16 protein-coding genes are annotated in these 15,290 nt (G+C 71.8%); 6 read left to right on the forward strand and 10 right to left on the reverse strand.

The features are described from left to right. The 3 genes from sctD to AC1D1T_RS21715 form a co-directional block, all read left to right on the forward strand. On the forward strand, positions 1 to 1,041 hold a 1,041-nt coding region (gene sctD, locus AC1D1T_RS21705; RefSeq protein WP_477992471.1), incomplete at its 5' end, for a type III secretion system inner membrane ring subunit SctD. Between the two features lie 12 nt (positions 1,042 to 1,053). Continuing rightward, positions 1,054 to 1,281 carry an EscE/YscE/SsaE family type III secretion system needle protein co-chaperone gene (locus tag AC1D1T_RS21710; RefSeq protein WP_477828705.1) on the forward strand — a complete coding sequence of 76 codons (228 nt, stop codon included), beginning with the start codon at positions 1,054 to 1,056 and terminating at the stop codon, positions 1,279 to 1,281. A 62-nt stretch (positions 1,282 to 1,343) separates the two neighbouring features. Then, positions 1,344 to 1,577 carry a hypothetical protein gene (locus AC1D1T_RS21715; protein WP_477828704.1) on the forward strand — a complete coding sequence of 78 codons (234 nt, stop codon included), beginning with the start codon at positions 1,344 to 1,346 and terminating at the stop codon, positions 1,575 to 1,577. Here AC1D1T_RS21715 and AC1D1T_RS21720 read toward each other — a convergent pair. From AC1D1T_RS21720 to AC1D1T_RS21740, 5 genes are all read right to left on the reverse strand, one after another. Further along, positions 1,560 to 3,251 (reverse strand): winged helix-turn-helix domain-containing protein, encoded by a 1,692-nt coding sequence (locus AC1D1T_RS21720; protein WP_477992472.1) that lies wholly within the window; start codon positions 3,249 to 3,251, stop codon positions 1,560 to 1,562. The genes AC1D1T_RS21715 and AC1D1T_RS21720 overlap by 18 nt on opposite strands. A 6-nt stretch (positions 3,252 to 3,257) precedes the next feature. Next, the gene (locus AC1D1T_RS21725; RefSeq protein ID WP_477992473.1) at positions 3,258 to 5,429 is read right to left on the reverse strand and encodes a winged helix-turn-helix domain-containing protein; all 2,172 of its coding nucleotides are present in this window, start codon (positions 5,427 to 5,429) and stop codon (positions 3,258 to 3,260) included. A 97-nt stretch (positions 5,430 to 5,526) separates the two neighbouring features. Continuing rightward, positions 5,527 to 6,366: a DUF72 domain-containing protein gene (locus AC1D1T_RS21730; RefSeq protein WP_477826405.1), complete on the reverse strand. Its 840-nt coding sequence runs from the start codon at positions 6,364 to 6,366 to the stop codon at positions 5,527 to 5,529. Between the two features lie 70 nt (positions 6,367 to 6,436). Next, positions 6,437 to 6,904 (reverse strand): glycine zipper 2TM domain-containing protein, encoded by a 468-nt coding sequence (locus AC1D1T_RS21735; protein WP_477826406.1) that lies wholly within the window; start codon positions 6,902 to 6,904, stop codon positions 6,437 to 6,439. A gap of 135 nt (positions 6,905 to 7,039) precedes the next feature. After that, on the reverse strand, positions 7,040 to 8,005 hold the full coding sequence (locus tag AC1D1T_RS21740) for a GlxA family transcriptional regulator (RefSeq protein ID WP_477826407.1): 966 nt from the start codon (positions 8,003 to 8,005) through the stop codon (positions 7,040 to 7,042). A 111-nt stretch (positions 8,006 to 8,116) separates the two neighbouring features. On the opposite strand from AC1D1T_RS21740, the gene AC1D1T_RS21745 reads away from it, so the two are divergent. Continuing rightward, positions 8,117 to 8,755 carry a cysteine hydrolase family protein gene (locus AC1D1T_RS21745; protein WP_477826408.1) on the forward strand — a complete coding sequence of 213 codons (639 nt, stop codon included), beginning with the start codon at positions 8,117 to 8,119 and terminating at the stop codon, positions 8,753 to 8,755. A gap of 7 nt (positions 8,756 to 8,762) precedes the next feature. On the opposite strand, the gene AC1D1T_RS21750 is transcribed toward AC1D1T_RS21745, so the two are convergent. The 3 genes from AC1D1T_RS21750 to AC1D1T_RS21760 all read right to left on the reverse strand — a co-directional run bounded on the left by AC1D1T_RS21750 (position 8,763) and on the right by AC1D1T_RS21760 (position 11,470). After that, positions 8,763 to 10,460 carry a hypothetical protein gene (locus AC1D1T_RS21750; RefSeq protein ID WP_477838463.1) on the reverse strand — a complete coding sequence of 566 codons (1,698 nt, stop codon included), beginning with the start codon at positions 10,458 to 10,460 and terminating at the stop codon, positions 8,763 to 8,765. Positions 10,461 to 10,480: 20 nt separating this feature from the next. Further along, entirely contained in the window at positions 10,481 to 10,837 is a 357-nt protein-coding gene (locus AC1D1T_RS21755) for a hypothetical protein (protein WP_477828994.1), read from the reverse strand. Between the two features lie 81 nt (positions 10,838 to 10,918). After that, entirely contained in the window at positions 10,919 to 11,470 is a 552-nt protein-coding gene (locus tag AC1D1T_RS21760) for a glycine zipper 2TM domain-containing protein (protein WP_465112835.1), read from the reverse strand. A gap of 284 nt (positions 11,471 to 11,754) precedes the next feature. Between AC1D1T_RS21760 and AC1D1T_RS21765 the strand changes: the two genes are divergently transcribed. Both AC1D1T_RS21765 and AC1D1T_RS21770 read left to right on the forward strand, forming a co-directional pair. Then, positions 11,755 to 11,943: a hypothetical protein gene (locus AC1D1T_RS21765; protein WP_156155058.1), complete on the forward strand. Its 189-nt coding sequence runs from the start codon at positions 11,755 to 11,757 to the stop codon at positions 11,941 to 11,943. Continuing rightward, positions 11,940 to 12,203 (forward strand): hypothetical protein, encoded by a 264-nt coding sequence (locus AC1D1T_RS21770; protein WP_477838466.1) that lies wholly within the window; start codon positions 11,940 to 11,942, stop codon positions 12,201 to 12,203. Before AC1D1T_RS21765 ends, AC1D1T_RS21770 begins: the two co-directional genes overlap by 4 nt. Here AC1D1T_RS21770 and AC1D1T_RS21775 read toward each other — a convergent pair. Continuing rightward, the gene (locus tag AC1D1T_RS21775; RefSeq protein WP_047509919.1) at positions 12,200 to 13,225 is read right to left on the reverse strand and encodes a GGDEF domain-containing protein; all 1,026 of its coding nucleotides are present in this window, start codon (positions 13,223 to 13,225) and stop codon (positions 12,200 to 12,202) included. The genes AC1D1T_RS21770 and AC1D1T_RS21775 overlap by 4 nt on opposite strands. A gap of 33 nt (positions 13,226 to 13,258) precedes the next feature. Beyond that, on the reverse strand, positions 13,259 to 15,290 hold a 2,032-nt coding region (locus AC1D1T_RS21780; protein ID WP_477992474.1), incomplete at its 5' end, for a hybrid sensor histidine kinase/response regulator.

Raw genomic sequence — 15,290 nt, forward strand, 5'->3', positions numbered from 1 at the left:
GCCGCAGCCTCCGCCGCGCCGGTCGCCGCTTTGCCACGCTGGCCACGCCGGCGCCTGCTGCGCACGGCCGGTGCCGCGCTCGCGGTGGCGGTGCTGTTGTCGACCGCCGCCACGCTGGCGATGGGGCTGCTGCGCGACCCACCATCACCGGCCGATGCCGGCGCGGCGCATGCCGCCGTCGCAGCAGCGTCGGCGGTCGACGATGCCCCCTCGGCACCTGGCGGCGGGGCGTCCGAAGCAGCCAGCGCGGCGGCCGCCGCCTCGGCGCCCACGGCCGGTCCGCCCGCTGCGCTCACCGCGCTGTTGCAACGCCTCGCGCTCGACGACGTGCTCACCATCTCGCTGCAGCCGGGGGGCGCCTGGCGCATCAGCGGCTACCTGCCGACCGCGAAGGCCCGGACCACGCTCGTGAAAGCGGTGGAGGAACTGCGTCCGTCGCCCGAGCTGCAGGTGTTCGCGCAGGACGAGATGATCGTGGCCGCGCAGCAGGCGCTGATCGCGGCCGACCTGCCGGGCAGCCTGCGCTTCGTTCCCGGATCCGGCAGCGGCACGCTGAAGCTCGTCGGCGCGGCACGCGGCGAGGCGCTGGCCGACGCCGCCGCGATGACCGCGATCCGCCGTGTGCCCGGCCTGCACCAGCTGGAGGCCGAGGTGCTGATGCCCGAGGACCTGCTGGTGCGCCTGAAGGAAGAGCTGACCACCGCCGGCCTGAACCGCCGCGTCGTGTTCGCACGCGAATTCCCCGAGGTGGTGCTCACCGGCAAGCTGGTCGGCGACGACCTCGCCCGCTGGCAGGTTCTGTACGACAAGTTCCGCTCGAGCTTCGGCGACACGCTGCCGATCCGCGCCACCGTCGACGGCACGCCCCCGGTGCTGCCGTTCGTCGTGCAGGCGGTGGTCGGCGGCCCGTCGCCCTACCTGGTGACCGAGGACGGCATGCGGGTGATCCGCGGCGGCCGCATCGCCGGGCGCACGCTGACGGCGATCCAGGACGGCGAGCTGGTGTTCGAAGGCGGCGAGCGCGTTCGCTATGCACGATGACCCGAGGTGACGATGAAGCAAACCTGTTTCACGAGCGAACTCGAGGAGCGCCTCGCCCGCGACGAACGTGGCGAGTTGCGCACCGAGGTGATGACCCGGCTGCACGCGCTGCAAGCCCGGCTGCAGGCCGAGATGCGGCTGATGCACCCGCGTGAGCGCTATCTGCAACTCGAAGCGGCAGCCCATGCCGTGGACGCGGCGTTGCAGGTGATGCCGCGGCTCCAGGTCTGCGTGCCGTAGCGGCGCCCAGAAGATTCCCCCCCTCAACCCTGCCTTTCCAGGCAACTCAAAGGAATGACACCATGGCAGACTCAGACTCCAGCCTCACCGGATTCGCGACCAGCATGGGGACCGTGATCAGCACAAACATGGGCACTCTCGCGGACAAGGCCAAGAAGCTCGGCGACAACCCCTCTGTCACGGAGACGATACTGCTCCAGGTGGACGTGACCGGAATGACCTTGGTCGCGGAAGGAGCGGCCAACATCATGAAAACCTTCTGCGACAGCTGCAAAAACTCAGTGCAGAAGTTCTGACGTCAGCGCCAACGCCAGTGATTCGCGCGCCACCTGCAGCACGGCCGTGTGGTCGTCGTGCAGCGCATCGAGCTCGGCCAGCAGTTCGCGCAAGGCCGTCGTCTGCTGCAGTGCGCGCAAGGCCCCGGCGAACGCCAGCGCCGCGTGCCCCTGGGCCGGCTGCTCACCGCCCAGCCGGGCGCAGCGCCAGGCCTCCTCGCCCAGCGAACGCGCCTCGCGCAGCCGGCCCTGCTGCAGGCAGGCCTGCGACAGGCCGGCAAGCGGCACGGCGCGGGCCGATTCATGCAAGGTTTGCGCGATCGCGAGGCCCATCGCGTGATGGCGCTCGGCCGCAGCCCAGTCTTCGCCGATCGCCGCGAGGTGCCCGAGCGACGCGCAGGCATCGCGCAGCAGCAGGCGGTCGCCCGCCATCTCGACCTCGCGGCGCACACGCGCCATCGCGTCGCCTGCGTCCTCGTCGATGCCGCCATCGATCGCATCGGCGAGCTGGCCGGCGCCCATCACCTCCGCCCGCAGTCGCAGCTCATCGAGCCCGGCAGCCGCTGCGCACGCACCTGCCTCACGCGCGCGCAGCAAGGCCTGCCGCGGCCGGCCCTGCTGCGCGAGTCGCAGTGCGTGCAACAGGCCGGCCTCGGCCTGCAGGCGCGGGCTGTCGTCGCGCCGCGCACGCTCCTCGAGCTGCGCCAACGCCTGTGCGGCATCGGGCCGGCCCCGCAGCAGCGCAAGCCGGGCCTGCGCGAGGTCGAGTTCCGGTGCGTCGATACCGGCGTCGCGCAGCACCGCGAGCAGGTGCCCGGCTTCGGCATGGTCGTGTGCGCGCAGGCGCTGCAGCGCGCGCTGCCAGGCTTCGTCGAGGAACGCGTCGCCCGACGCCACGGCCTGCACCGCCGCATCGGGGACGGTGATCCAGCGCGCCACCAGCGCGGCCGCGGGGCCGGCGGTGCCCTCTGCCTCGTCGGCCACCACGCTGCCCTCATGCGTGACGGTCTCACCCGCATGCAGCGCCAGGTGCAGCACGCTGCGTCCGTGCTGACGCTCGAGGCGGGTCTCGAGCACGGCCCGCGCGCCCAGGGCCTGCATCACGTGCGCCACGCGCTGCCGGACGCCGCTGCGCTCGGGCTCGTCCTTCAGCACGGCGAGGACCTCGCGCACGCTCGCCAGCCCGTCGACCCCGCGATCCGCCAGGTGGGCGCCCAGCAGCGATGCCAGGCCGAGTGCCACCCATGCCAGTGCCGGATCGGCGCTGCGGTCGTCGACCGGCAGCACGGCGAGTCGCGGCCCGACGCAGCGGCCGGGCGTCGCACCCGACGCCGCTGCGCCGACCGCGCACGCGGTCGCCGGCGCCGCAAACCGGTAGCCGGCGCGCGGCAAGGTCTGGACCAGCCCCTGCCGCGCGTCGAGGTCGCCCAGCGCCTTCCGCAACGACATCACGACCCGGGCGACGACGCCGTCGGTCACGTCGGGCCGCGGCCAGCAGCGGGCCATCAGCTCGCTGCGGGCGACGCCTCGGTGGCGATGGCGCACCAGGTACAGCAGCACGTCGAACGCGCGCGCGGACAGGCGCAGGCGCCGGCCGGACCGCGTCACGGTGCGTCGCGCGCCGTCGAGTTCGAACTCGCCGAAACGCCAGGCCACGGTGTCGTCGCCGCGGTCCGGGCTGCTGCTCGCTGCCATGGCCGCTCAGGCCGGCTGCAGCGCCGGCCGGTGGCGAGGCGTCGCCAGCTCGAGCAGGCTCGGCAGGCCATCGGCCTCGCCGGCCGCGGCCTGCCAACGCGCCTGCACCGCGAGGGCGGGGGCGTACCCGCTCGCGACGGCCGCCTGCATGAAGGGCTCGATCGACGCGAGCAGTTCGCGCGCCTCGTCGCGCTCGCCGAGCTGCAGGTGCAGCCACACCGCGTCGAACAAGGCGTCGCAGCGCGCCATCGACGGCAACTGTTCGCGCAGGCTGTCGTGCAGCAGCGCGAGCGCGGRCTGCAGTTCCCCTTCGGCCGCGGCGACGAGCGCGCGCAGGTGCAGGCTCGAACCGCGGATCGCGCGCTGCAGGCGGCCCGCCGCGCGCGCGCGCAACGCGTTCGACAGCTCGAGCGCCGGCGCGAGCAGGCCCAGCTGCACCAGCACGCGCACCTGCAGCACCGCCACGTGGTAGCCGAGGCTCGGGCTGCGGATCGGGCCACGCTGCGCGCGATCGAGCACCTCCGCGGATTGCTGCAGGCGCCCGCTGCGCGCGAGGATCCACGCCTCGGCCAGGTCGATCGCCGCAGGCAGCGCGGCGCCGCGACGCATGCGCTCCAGCATCGCGTCGCAGGGGGCCGGGTCGGCCAGCGGCCCGCTCGCGAACCGCACCGCGCAGACGCCGGTCAGCCCGCAGGCCCAGGGATCACCGGAGCGCACCGCATGATCGAACGCGCGCCGGTACCAGCCGGCCGCATCCGCCATGCGGCCCAGGTCGCGCAGGCAATGGCCGACATGCGTCAGGCTGTAGGCGGCGCCCGCGCTCAGGCCGTGCTGCTCGCTGAAGCGCGCGGCCTCCTCGAAGGACTGCAGCGCATACGGTGCCTCGGCCCGGTACAGCGCGATGCGCCCGCGCACGTCGGACAGGTGGGCCATCGCCGACGGATGCTGGAGCCGCGTCGCGAGCGCCGCCGCCCGGTCGAGCAGCCAGGTGGCGACGGCCGGCTTGTCCAGGCAGGTGAGCGTCTCGGCACTGGCCAGCAGCAGCTGCAGCTCGGCGGCAGCATCGCCCGTCGACTCGGCCTGGCGCAAGCCATCGCCGAGCAGGCGCTCGGCCTCGGCGAGTTCACCGCGTGCATGCCGGCAGGCCGCCAGCAGGTGCAGTGCGCGCAGTTCACGCGCGGCGTGCCGATCCTGTCGCGCATCGCACAGCGCGGCCTCCAGCAGCCCGAGCGCGCGTGGGTCGCGCTGCCCGACCAGGCAGTGCGCATGATCGAGCTGCAGCTGCGGGTCGTGGGGCCGCTGGTCCATCGCCACGCGCAACAACGCCTCGGCGCGACCCCACCGTTGCTCGTCCAGCGCCTTCAACGCACGCGCATGGGCTTGCGCCGCAAAGCGGTCGTCGCACGACCGGCCTGTGCAAACGCGGGCCGCGATGCGCTGCGCCAGCTGCTGCGACAACCGGACCGGATCGGTGCCCACCATGCTGCCGCACAACGTGCCCAGCGTCGGGCCGTGCGCCGCGAAGCCCAGCGTCAGCACACCTCCCGCCGCCCGCGACATGGCGGCGCGCACCACCTCGACAGGACCGAGCGCTGGTGCGAGTTGGCCGGCCAGCGCCTCCAGCGCCGGCTCGGCATCGAACGCCGTGGCAACCGCCAGCAGGTGCGCGACCGGCACCACCGCGGCCGGGCCGAGCAGGCGCGTCAGCTCGTCGACCGTGGTCGACATCAGCCCCAGGTCGATCCACGCGTTCGCCAGCTCACCGGTGTCGTTGGCGAACGGCAGCACGGCGATGCGGGCCACACCGGCAGCGCCGGCCGCCGCCGATGCGGCCTCGGCCCCGCGGTCGACGGCCCGCGCCGGCCCCTCCTCGACCTCGGCCACGAAGCGGTACCCGATGCTGTGGATGGTCTTCACGGCCGGCGGCCTGCCCGCCACCTCCACCGCCTGGCGCACCTTCATCACCGTGCGTGCGATCACGCCGTCGGTGACGATCATGCGATGCCACACCACGGCCAGCAGCTCCTGCTTCGTGACGACCCGGTGGCGATGGCGCAGCAGCAATACCAGTGCGTCGAAGACCTTGGGCTCGATGCGCACGGCCTGGCCCGCGCGCGTCACCTGGCGGGTTGCCGCGTCGACCTCGATGTCTTCGAAACGGAACTGCTGGATGTCCAAGAGCGCTGCACTCGCTGGCGGTGATCCGCCGTTGTAGCGAGAGATCGTCGAGAAACTGTGCAGCCCGCCCGCGGCATTGGCCGGCCGCGGGACATTCTCACGGGGCCGGCCGGCCCAGGCGTTCGATCAGGGCCATCGCGCCGGCGGGCGCCCGCTCCTTGGCGCCGTTGATGAAAAAGATGAACACGTCGCGCGGCGCGGCATCGCGCGGGGCTTCCACACGCGGCAGGCCGTCGGGTTCGCCGCCGGACGCCCAGTGCTTCGCGCAACCGGCGATCGCCTCCAGCGCCTTCGGCTCGTAGCCGGTCGGCACGGCCGCCTGCGCCGACATCAGCCGGGCGTAGACGAAATCGCCGGTCACGTCGGCGAACGACGGGTAGTCGTCGGAATGGGTGAACACCGTCGCGACGCGGTGGCGGCGCGCGAGTTCCAGGTACGGCGCGCAGCGGAAGCTGTCGTGCCGCACGTCCATCACATGGCGCAGCGGCCGGCCGTCGACCTCGGCGGGCAGCAACTCGAGAAAGGCCTCGAAATCGGCCGCATCGAAGCGCTTGGTCGGTGCGAACTGCCAGACGATCGGGCCGAGCTTGGACCGCAGCTCGGACAGCCCGCTGCCGATGAAGCGCCCGATCGACTCGCCCGCCTCGGCCAGCACGCGCCGGTTGGTGCAGAAGCGCGAGGCCTTCAGCGCGAACATGAAGCCGTCCGGCGTCTCGTCGTGCCACTTGGCGAACGTGGCCGGCTTCATCGTGCTGTAGTAGGTGCCGTTCACCTCGATCGCGGTGAGCCGGCGGCTCGCGTACTCCAACTCACGCGCATGGGGCCAGCCGGCGGGGAAGAAGTTGTCGCGCCAGGGCTCGTAGGTCCAGCCGCCGATGCCGACGCGGATCAGGCTGCGGGCTGTCGATTCAGGCGCTGTCGATTCAGAGATACCCACGCGCTTGCTCCCGGAAGTGAAGCGCGATCATCCCCGCAACCGTGCCCTGACAGCAAGTGACAACCGGGCCCTACACGCGGTGCAGCTGGCCGCCCTCCCACTTCACGCGGTCGCCGACGCGCAGGTCGTCGACGCGCTGGAAGTCGTAGCTCTGCACGCTGCCGTTGTCGAAGCGCACGCTGACGCGGTAGATCTCGTCGTCGCGGCGGTTGCGCCGCTCGATCTGGTTGCCCACCACGCCGCCGGCCACCGCACCGACCCCGGTCGCCGCGACGCGGCCCGTGCCGGAGCCGATCTGGTTGCCGACCACGGCGCCCAGCACGGCCCCGAGCACCGCACCGCCGCCCGAGGTGCGGCTGGCCACCGGCACCACCTCGATGTCGCGCACGCGGCCGTACTGGGCATAGGCCGGCGCCGGCGCAGCGGCCACCGGTGCCTCGGCGACCGTCCGGCGCTCGTCGCGCGGCGCGGAACCGCAGGCGCACAAGGCCGCGGCGACGGTGATGGAAGCGAGGGAAGCGATGGATCGAGCGATCATGGTCTGCTCCTGTTGTGGACCGACGGTGCCATCGTCCGCGCCGGCAGGTCGCGTACGAATCGGCGGCGACCGCGCGGCCGCGTCGGTGCCCGGCGCATGCCGCTGTAGTCGTTGCCCGACAGTGGCGCCCGCGCGTCAGCGGCCGCGGAAGGCGCGGCGGTACTGGGTGGGCGTCACCGACAGCCGGGCCGCGAACAGCTGGCGCAGCGACAGCGCCGAGCCGAAGCCGGCCTCGGCGGCCACCGCCTCGATCGATTTCGTGCCGGTCTCGAGCAGGCGCTGCGCGCGCGCCAGGCGCTGGTTCTGCAGCCACTGCAGCACCGTGGTGCCGGTGGCCGCGCGGAAATGCCGCGTGAAGCTGCGCCGGCTCATCGCCGCGCGCGCCGCCAGCCCGTCGAGGCCATGCGGCTGGTCGAGCCGCGCGAGCGCCCAGGCCATCACGGCCGCGAGCCGCTGGTCCGCCCCGCTGCGCGGCAGCGGCTGCTCGATGTACTGTGCCTGGCCACCCTGCCGGTGCGACGCGACCACCATGCGCCGCGCAACCCGCGCGGCCACCTCGGCACCGGCGAGCTCGCGCAGCAGGTGCAGGCAGCAGTCGATCGCGGCGGCCGTGCCGGCGGAGGTCAGCACGTCGCCGTCGTCGACATAGAGCACCTCGGCATGCAGCTCGACCTGCGGAAAGCGCCGTGCGAATTCCGCCGCCAGGTGCCAGTGCGTGGTGGCCCGGCGTCCGTCGAGCAGGCCGGCCTCGGCCAGCACGAAGGCGCCGATGCACAACCCGACGATGCGCGCACCGCGGGCATGCGCGCGGCGCAGCGCCTGCAGCAGGGCCTCGGGCGGGCGCTCGGCGGCATCGCGCCACGACGGGACGATGATCGTGTGCGCCCGTGCCAGCGCCGCGAGGCGCTGCGTGGCGCCGATCGTGAAACCGGCGGTCGTGCGCAGCGGGCCGGTCTCGCCGGCGCAGACCTGCAGCCGGAACGGCGGCACCCCGTCGCCGGCCATGTCGGGACCGAACACCATGCACGGCACCGACAGGTGGAACGGGCTGATGCCGTCGAATGCGACGACGGCGACACGGTGCGGTTCGGGCGATCTCATGGCCCGATCCTATCGAAGTCGGGTATTCGGGCCACTGTCGCCGGGCCGCGATCGGGCGAACAATCGATCCCGTCGACGGCACGCAGCCGTCCCCCTTCCAGGAGAAATGCCATGTCCACCCTGCCCACCCCGCGCCGTGCGCTGATCGTCATCGACGTGCAGAACGAGTACGTCAGCGGCAAGCTGCCGATCGAGCACCCGCCGGTGGCGGGCAGCCTGCTGCAGATCGGCCGCGCGATGGATGCGGCGCGCGCGGCCGGCATCCCGGTGCTGGTGGTGCAGCACAGCGAGGCCGCGACCGCGCCGCTGTTCGCGACCGGTTCGCACGGCTGGGCGCTGCACGAGGTGGTGGCGAGCCGCGCGCGCGACCACCTCATCGAGAAGCAGTGGCCGAGCGTCTTCACCGGCACCGGCTTCGCCGACTGGCTCGCCGCGGCCGGCATCGACACGCTGAGCATCGTCGGCTACATGACGCAGAACTGCAATGCGTCGACGGTGATCGAGGCGACGCACCGCGGCTTCGCGGTGGAGCTGCTGTCGGACGCGAGCGGCGCGCTGTCGTACGAGAACGCCGCCGGCCGGGCGAGCGCCGAGGAGATCCACCGCGTGTTCAGCGTCGTGTTCCACAGCCGCTTCGCCGCGGTCACCGGCACCGACGACTGGATCGCCGCGGTGCAGGCCGGGCGCACGATGGCGCGCGACAACATCCCGGCGTCGAACGCACGCGCGCGGGCCGCCGTGCCGGCCTGATCAGTGATCAGTCGACGGGCCGGCGCCACACCGCCAGCAGCGCCTTGAATTTGGTCCACACCGACAGCCGCTCGTCGCTCAGCGCATCGAGGAAGTCTGACAGGCCCTTCGACTTGGCCATCGTGTAGAAGGTCAGCACCGTCGTCGCGACGAACACGATGCCGAACAGCCACAGCTTGCGCCCGGGCGGCGCGTCGGCCTCGGACAGCAGGTTCATGCCGAGGAAGCCGGTCGTCACGGTTCCGACCAGCCCGAGGATGGTGACCACCGTCAGCCGCACCACCGTGTTGGCCTGGCGGCGCAGGCTGTCGGCGTCGAGGTAGCTGTTCATGTCGGCGATGCGCTCCTTCACCTCGGCGTACAGCGCATCGAGCCCCAGGTGCGTCGAGCACATGTGGAACAACGCGCGCACCTGTGCCTGGTCGGACACCGAATGGAACCAGTAGCGGTGCGTGAAGCGCAGGAAGGATTCGAAGCTCGCGCGGATCGCCCGCTTGAAGCGCCGCACGCTGGCGGGGTGGCCGATGTCGAGTTGCCGCAAGGCCTCGACCAGCGTGTCCGAGAAACTCAGCAGCGCCGCCTTCTGGAAGTGCGCGATCAGGAACAGCAGGAAATGCTGGTGGCGAAACTGCGCCAGCACGCCGCGGTCGCGGCAGTTGTAGAAGGTGGAGCGGGCGTCGCCGACGACGATCAGCGAATGCCCGCTGCACAGGTAGCGCGTGCGCGGCGCCATGCCGGCGTCGATCCAGAAGCGGTCGTAGCAGAAGCGCTGCTCGAAGTCGGCGGCGCGGCCCTGCACCGTCGATTCGAGATAGGGCAAGGCGGTCTCGGCCTCGCTGCCGCCGATGACGAGACCGAGGCGGATGAAATCGCCGCGCGTCAGCCGCGCCGGATCGTCGACCGCGAGGAAGCCCATCACCGGCATGCGGTGGTATTCGATCTGGCGGTAGCGCAGCAGGCCGGGCTCGCCCGAGTGGTCGCTGACCAGCGGCTGCAGCATGAAGGCCCAGTGCGACGCGATGCGCGGCGCGCGGTGCTCGGCCACGTGCGCGAGGAAGGCCTCGCGCTGGCCGGAGTCGGAGCGCGCGAGGACCTGGCCGTCGGCACCCAGCCATTCGACGCCGTGCATGCCGTGCAGCGGCGTGCCCCCGGCATCCCAGCCGGCGGGGTAGCCGCGGCCGAAGCGGTAGAGCAGGTCCTGCGCCTGCGCGAGGCTCAGGTCGCTGATGCCGACCTCGAGGTTCAGCATCACGATGTCGAGGTCGTAGAAGAAGTACAGGTCGGCATGTACCACCTCCAGCGTCAGCGGCGCGTCGCCCGGCCGCGGCACCACGCGCACCGCCTTCACGTCGTGGCGGCGGAACACACGCATCGGCGAAGCGCCGTCGCCCGTCGCTGCATCACGCTTCGCGCGGCCATCGCCGTACAGGAAGCGCTGCACGTAGGGCAGGAAGCTGACGAACTCGTTGTAGTGGCGCTCGTGGAAGCGGGTCGCGTCGCCGGTGTACTCGTCGACCTCTTCGCGCCACGGCGAGTCGGGCAGGTCGCGCAGCAATTCCCATGGCCTGGCATGCCGCGCCGCGGGGCTTTCCGGCGGGATCAGCCGCAGCGGCCACAGCAGGATCTGCCGCAAGTGGCGCACCGGCTGCGCGGCGGCGGCCTCGTCGGCCGTGACGGCGACCGCATCGAGTTCGGAACTGCCCATGGTCACGGCGCGGCGGAGGATCAGCGCAACACCAGCCAGGCCAGCGCGCCGACGGCGGCCAGCAGCACCGCACAGGTGCCCATCAGCAGCCGGCTGCGCAGCCGCAGCCGCTCGATCGCCTCGACGACCTTGGCGTTGTGCTCGGCCAGCGATTCGATCAACGCCGCGGCCGCCTGCTGCTGCTCACCGAGCCGGGCCACGGCGGCTTCGAGTTGTTCGATGCGCTGCTGCGGCGGCGCTGCAGGATCCTGCACGACCACCGGTTCCGGCTGCGTGCGGGTGAACACCTTGCGCGCGCCCTTCACGAGGCCGGGCGCCGCCTCGATCACGTCACCCCACGGGATGACCTTGAGCGCGCTGATCCAGCTGATGGCCACGGCGGACTCCTGAAGGCCGCGCCGCGGCGGCCATGGCGCAGTGTAAGCAGGTCGGCACGTGTTGCGCCGGCCTGCGGGAACTCAGCTGCGACGCACCTGGTTGCCGTCGACCCGCACGCGGTCACCGACCCGCAGGCCGGTGCTGCCGCTCTGCTCGAAGGTGCGCTGCTCGCCGTTGTCGAGCGTCACGTGCACGCGGTAGCCGACCACCTTCTCGGAGCGGTTCTTCTCGATCTTGTTGCCGACGACGGCGCCGCCGACCGCGCCTGCGACCGTCGCCACGTCGCGCCCGGTGCCGTTGCCGATCTGGTGCCCCAGCACGCCGCCGAGCACGCCCCCCGCGACCGCACCGACGCCGGTTGCCTTCGGGGTCTCGGTGATCGGCTCGATGCTGCTGACCTGGCCTGCGCGGTCGCTGCGCACCGGGGCGGGCGCGGGTGCCGCCACGCGGTAGGTCGGCGCGGGTGCCGGCACGGCCTGCACCGGTGCCGGCGCGGGTGTCGTGACGGGGGCGGCAGGCACGGGCGCGGCTGCCACCGGTTCGCCGTTCTGCGGTCCGCAGGCGCTGACGACCATCGCAGCGCACAGCGCGCTCAGGACCACGCCCGGGGTGTACCAGCTCTTCGTGTTCATGTTGCTTCCTTTCGCTGCCGGCACCGGCCGGTGGATGCGGTGGATCGTCGCGCCGTGGCGGGGGGAAGGCTGTCGCCGCGGGCCGCGTCGCGGCGCAGGAAGCCTGCGTTCCCGGCTGTAGGGCAACGCCGACGTGCACCGGGGCAGCGTGAGCAGATGCAACGACTGTAGGCACGCTCCTACGCTCGTTTGCAGCCTCGGCCGATGGCAGCGGCGCCGAGTGCACGCGACGATGCCTGTCATGCTCCCCACCCCGTGGGAGCGCTCGCCGAGGAGCAGTGACGATGGCAAGCGATGCAGATTGGCTGGAAGACGTGCGGCGCTGGGCCCTGGGTGACCCGCAGCCGCACCGGCCGGCAGCCGAGCCCTCCGATGTGCCGGCAGCGGCCTTGCCGGACGATCTGGGCTACGAAGCGGCCCACCCGGCCCTGCAGGCGCGCCACTGGCCTGACGCCTTGCCGTCGAAGCCATGAGCGCCGTTGCGTCGTCGCCCACGTCACCTGGCGGTGCGGCCGCTTTCTGGAATCGCAGGCCGGCCATTCCCCCGCACTGGCGTTCGGAGAACGCGCTGATGCTGGCGGGCCTGACCCTGTCGGCTGTCTTGCTGATCGCGTTCTGCGCGGTCGTCTCGGGCGTGGTGCGCAGTGCCGAAGCGATGCACCAGTCGTCAGTCCAGCCCGTGGATTCGACGGCGAACCGCCAGGCCACCGGCAGCGACGAACGCCCGGGCTAGAACAGCTCGACGTCCCCGATGATCGAGTCGTCCTCGAGCGCGCCGCTGGCCACCAGCGCCGCATGGCTGCGCACCTGGTTGCGGCCGTGGCCCTTCGCGTAGTACACCGCCTTGTCGGCCCGCTCGAACGCACCGCTCGGGGTGTCGCCGGGCTTCACCTCGGTGAAACCGATGCTGATCGTGATGCGCCCGACCTGCGGGAACGCATAGGCCTCGGTGTTCTGCCGCATCCGCTCCAGCGCCATGGCCGTGTCTTCCTCGCGGGCGCAGCGCATCAGCACGACGAACTCTTCGCCGCCGAACCGGTACAGGCGGTCGTGGAAGCGGAAGCTGCTGCGCATCAGCCGCGACAGCAGCAGCAGCACCTCGTCGCCGATCAGGTGGCCATAGCTGTCGTTGACCGACTTGAAGTGGTCGATGTCGATCACGCCCAGCCAGTAGTGCTGGTGCGATGACGGCGGCGCGCGGCGCGTGTCGGCATGCGACACCAGCACCGGCGTGTTGGTCGCCTTCAGGAAGCTCTCGTCGAAGGTCTTGCGGTTCAGCAGGCCGGTCAGCGTGTCGCGTTCGCTGTAGTCGAGCAGGCCTTCGAAGTTGCGGTAGATGCGCAGGATGCTGCAGACCAGCCGCTGCGACTCATCGCTCATCGCCGCCTCGGTCTCGACCTCGAGCACGCCGACCACCTCGCGGTCGGTGCTGACGGCGAAGACCGTGAGGTTCGGCGTGCCGGGCACCGCGAGCACCGTCTGCCCGTTCATCGCCTGCAGCCGCGCCGGGAAGGCGTCGAGCGCGGGCAGGCTGTCGACATCGGCCCACACCGGATCGGCACGCGCCACCGCGTCGTGCAGGCCCAGGTGGGCCCGTGTCAGCCAGCGCTCCTGCCCCTGGTCGCCGACGCTGCGGTAGATCGCCACCGACAGCGGGCGCAACAAGTCGCGCAGCGCGCCCACCAGCGTCACATCGAGAATGTCGCGGTCGCGAAACCCCGTCAGCTCGGCGAGATGGTCGACCAGCTCGGACATCGGGTGTTCTCGTGTGAGCGCATGGTGGCCGGATTACACCAAGGTGACGTCGGCCGTGTAGCGCCCGATCAAGGCCAGCAGGTCTTCTTCCGAATACGGCTTGCCCAGATAGTGGTCGACGCCCAGTTCGGCCGCGTAGTCGCGGTGCTTCTGCGCGATCCGCGAGGTGATCATGATCACCGGCAGGTCGCGCAGGCGCGCGTCGGCGCGGATGTTGCGCACCAGGTCGAAGCCGTCCATGCGCGGCATCTCGATGTCGCTCAGCACGACCTGCGGCAGGTCTTCGGCCAGGCGCTCCAGCGCGTCGATGCCGTCCTTGGCGAGCTGCACGCGGTAGCCTTCGCGCACCAGCAGGCGCTGCGTGACGCGGCGCACCGTCAGCGAATCGTCGACCACCAGCACCAGCGGTGCCAGGCGTTGCGGCGCCTCGGCCGCCGCGGCCTCGATGATCTGCGCCTGCGTCGGCGCGTGGCGTGCCGCCAGCGTCGCGGCACGGGCCGCATCGCCATACAGCGTGGCCAGCGCCACCGGGTTGTAGATCAGCGCGACCGCACCGGAGGCCAGCAGCGTCATGCCCGCGAGACCCGGCAGGCGCGACAGTTGCGGCCCGAGGTTCTTCACGACCACTTCCTGGTTGCCCAGCACTTCGTCGACGTGCAGCGCGATGCGTTGCTGCGCGCTGCGCACCACCACCACCGGGCGCATGCGGGTCACTTCCTGGCTGATGGCCGTCTGCTGCAGCAAGGCGCCCAGCCAGAAGAACAGCAGCGAACGGTCGCCGACCGTGAAGGTGCCGCTCGCGTAGGCGTGCTCCAGTTCGTCCACCTTGGCGCGGCGCACGATCTCGATCAGCGTCGCGGGAACCGCGACCACCGTGCTGCCGCAGCGCAGCATCACGACCTGCGTCACCGCGGTCGTCAACGGCAGCAGCAGCTTGAAGCTGGTGCCCTGGCCGACCGAGGTCGCGGTCTCGATGCGGCCGCCCATCGCGTTCACTTCGGAGCGGACCACGTCCATCCCGACCCCGCGGCCGGCCAGCTCGGTCACCTGGTCGGCGGTCGAGAAGCCCGGCGTGAAGATCAGGTTGGCCAGCTCGGCGTCGCTCTTCGATTCATCGGCCTCGATCAGGCCCATCGCGATGCCCTTGTCGCGGATGCGCATCAGGTTCAGGCCGGCGCCGTCGTCGCGGAATTCCACGCCGACTTCGTTGCCTTCCTGGTGCAGCGACACGACGATGCTGCCGGCTGCTTCCTYGCCGATGCCGGTGCGCACGTCGGGGCGCTCGATGCCGTGCGTCACGCAGTTGCGCAGCAGGTGCTCGAAGGCCGGCGTCATGCGGTCCAGCACGCCGCGGTCGATTTCGATCGAGCCGCCGACGATGTCCAGGCGCACCTGCTTGCCGGTTTCCTTCGCGGCCTGCCGCACCACGCGGTACAGGCGGTCGGAGGCGCTTTCGAACTCGACCATCCGGGTGCGGAGCAGGTCATCCTGCAGGTCGCGCGTCAGGCGGGCCTGTGCCGCCAGTTCGTCTTCGGTCGTTTCCAGCGTGCGGTGCAGCGTGCGCTGCACGGTGGCCACGTCGTTCACCGACTCGGCCATCATCCGCGTCAGTTCCTGGAAGCGCGTGAAACGGTCGAACTCCAGCGGATCGAACGACTGGGCCTGCGCCTTCGCCTGCTCCAGCCGCGAGCTCATCTGCGTCTCGGCCTGCAGCTCGATGTCGCGCAGCTGGCCGCGCAGACGCTCCAGGTTGTCCGTCAGGTCGGACAGCGAGCCGCGGATGTTGCCGACTTCGGCCTCGATCCGCGAGCGCGTGATGCTGACCTCACCGGCCTGGTTGACCAGCCGTTCGAGCAGCGGGCCGCGCACGCGCACCGCGGAGTGCGTCGGCGAAACGGCCTGTTCGACCGCCGCAGCCACCGCCGTCGGCGAGGCGGCGAAGCGCGACCAGTCGATGTCGCCGCCCGGCACCTGGGCCTGGGCGGCAGCGCGTGCCGGTGTCAGCACCGGAGCGGCAACCGGCGGGGTCGCCGGCTTGGCCACCGGGGCGACCGGTGCCGCCACC

This window comes from Rhizobacter sp. P2_H3 (assembly GCF_056403355.1).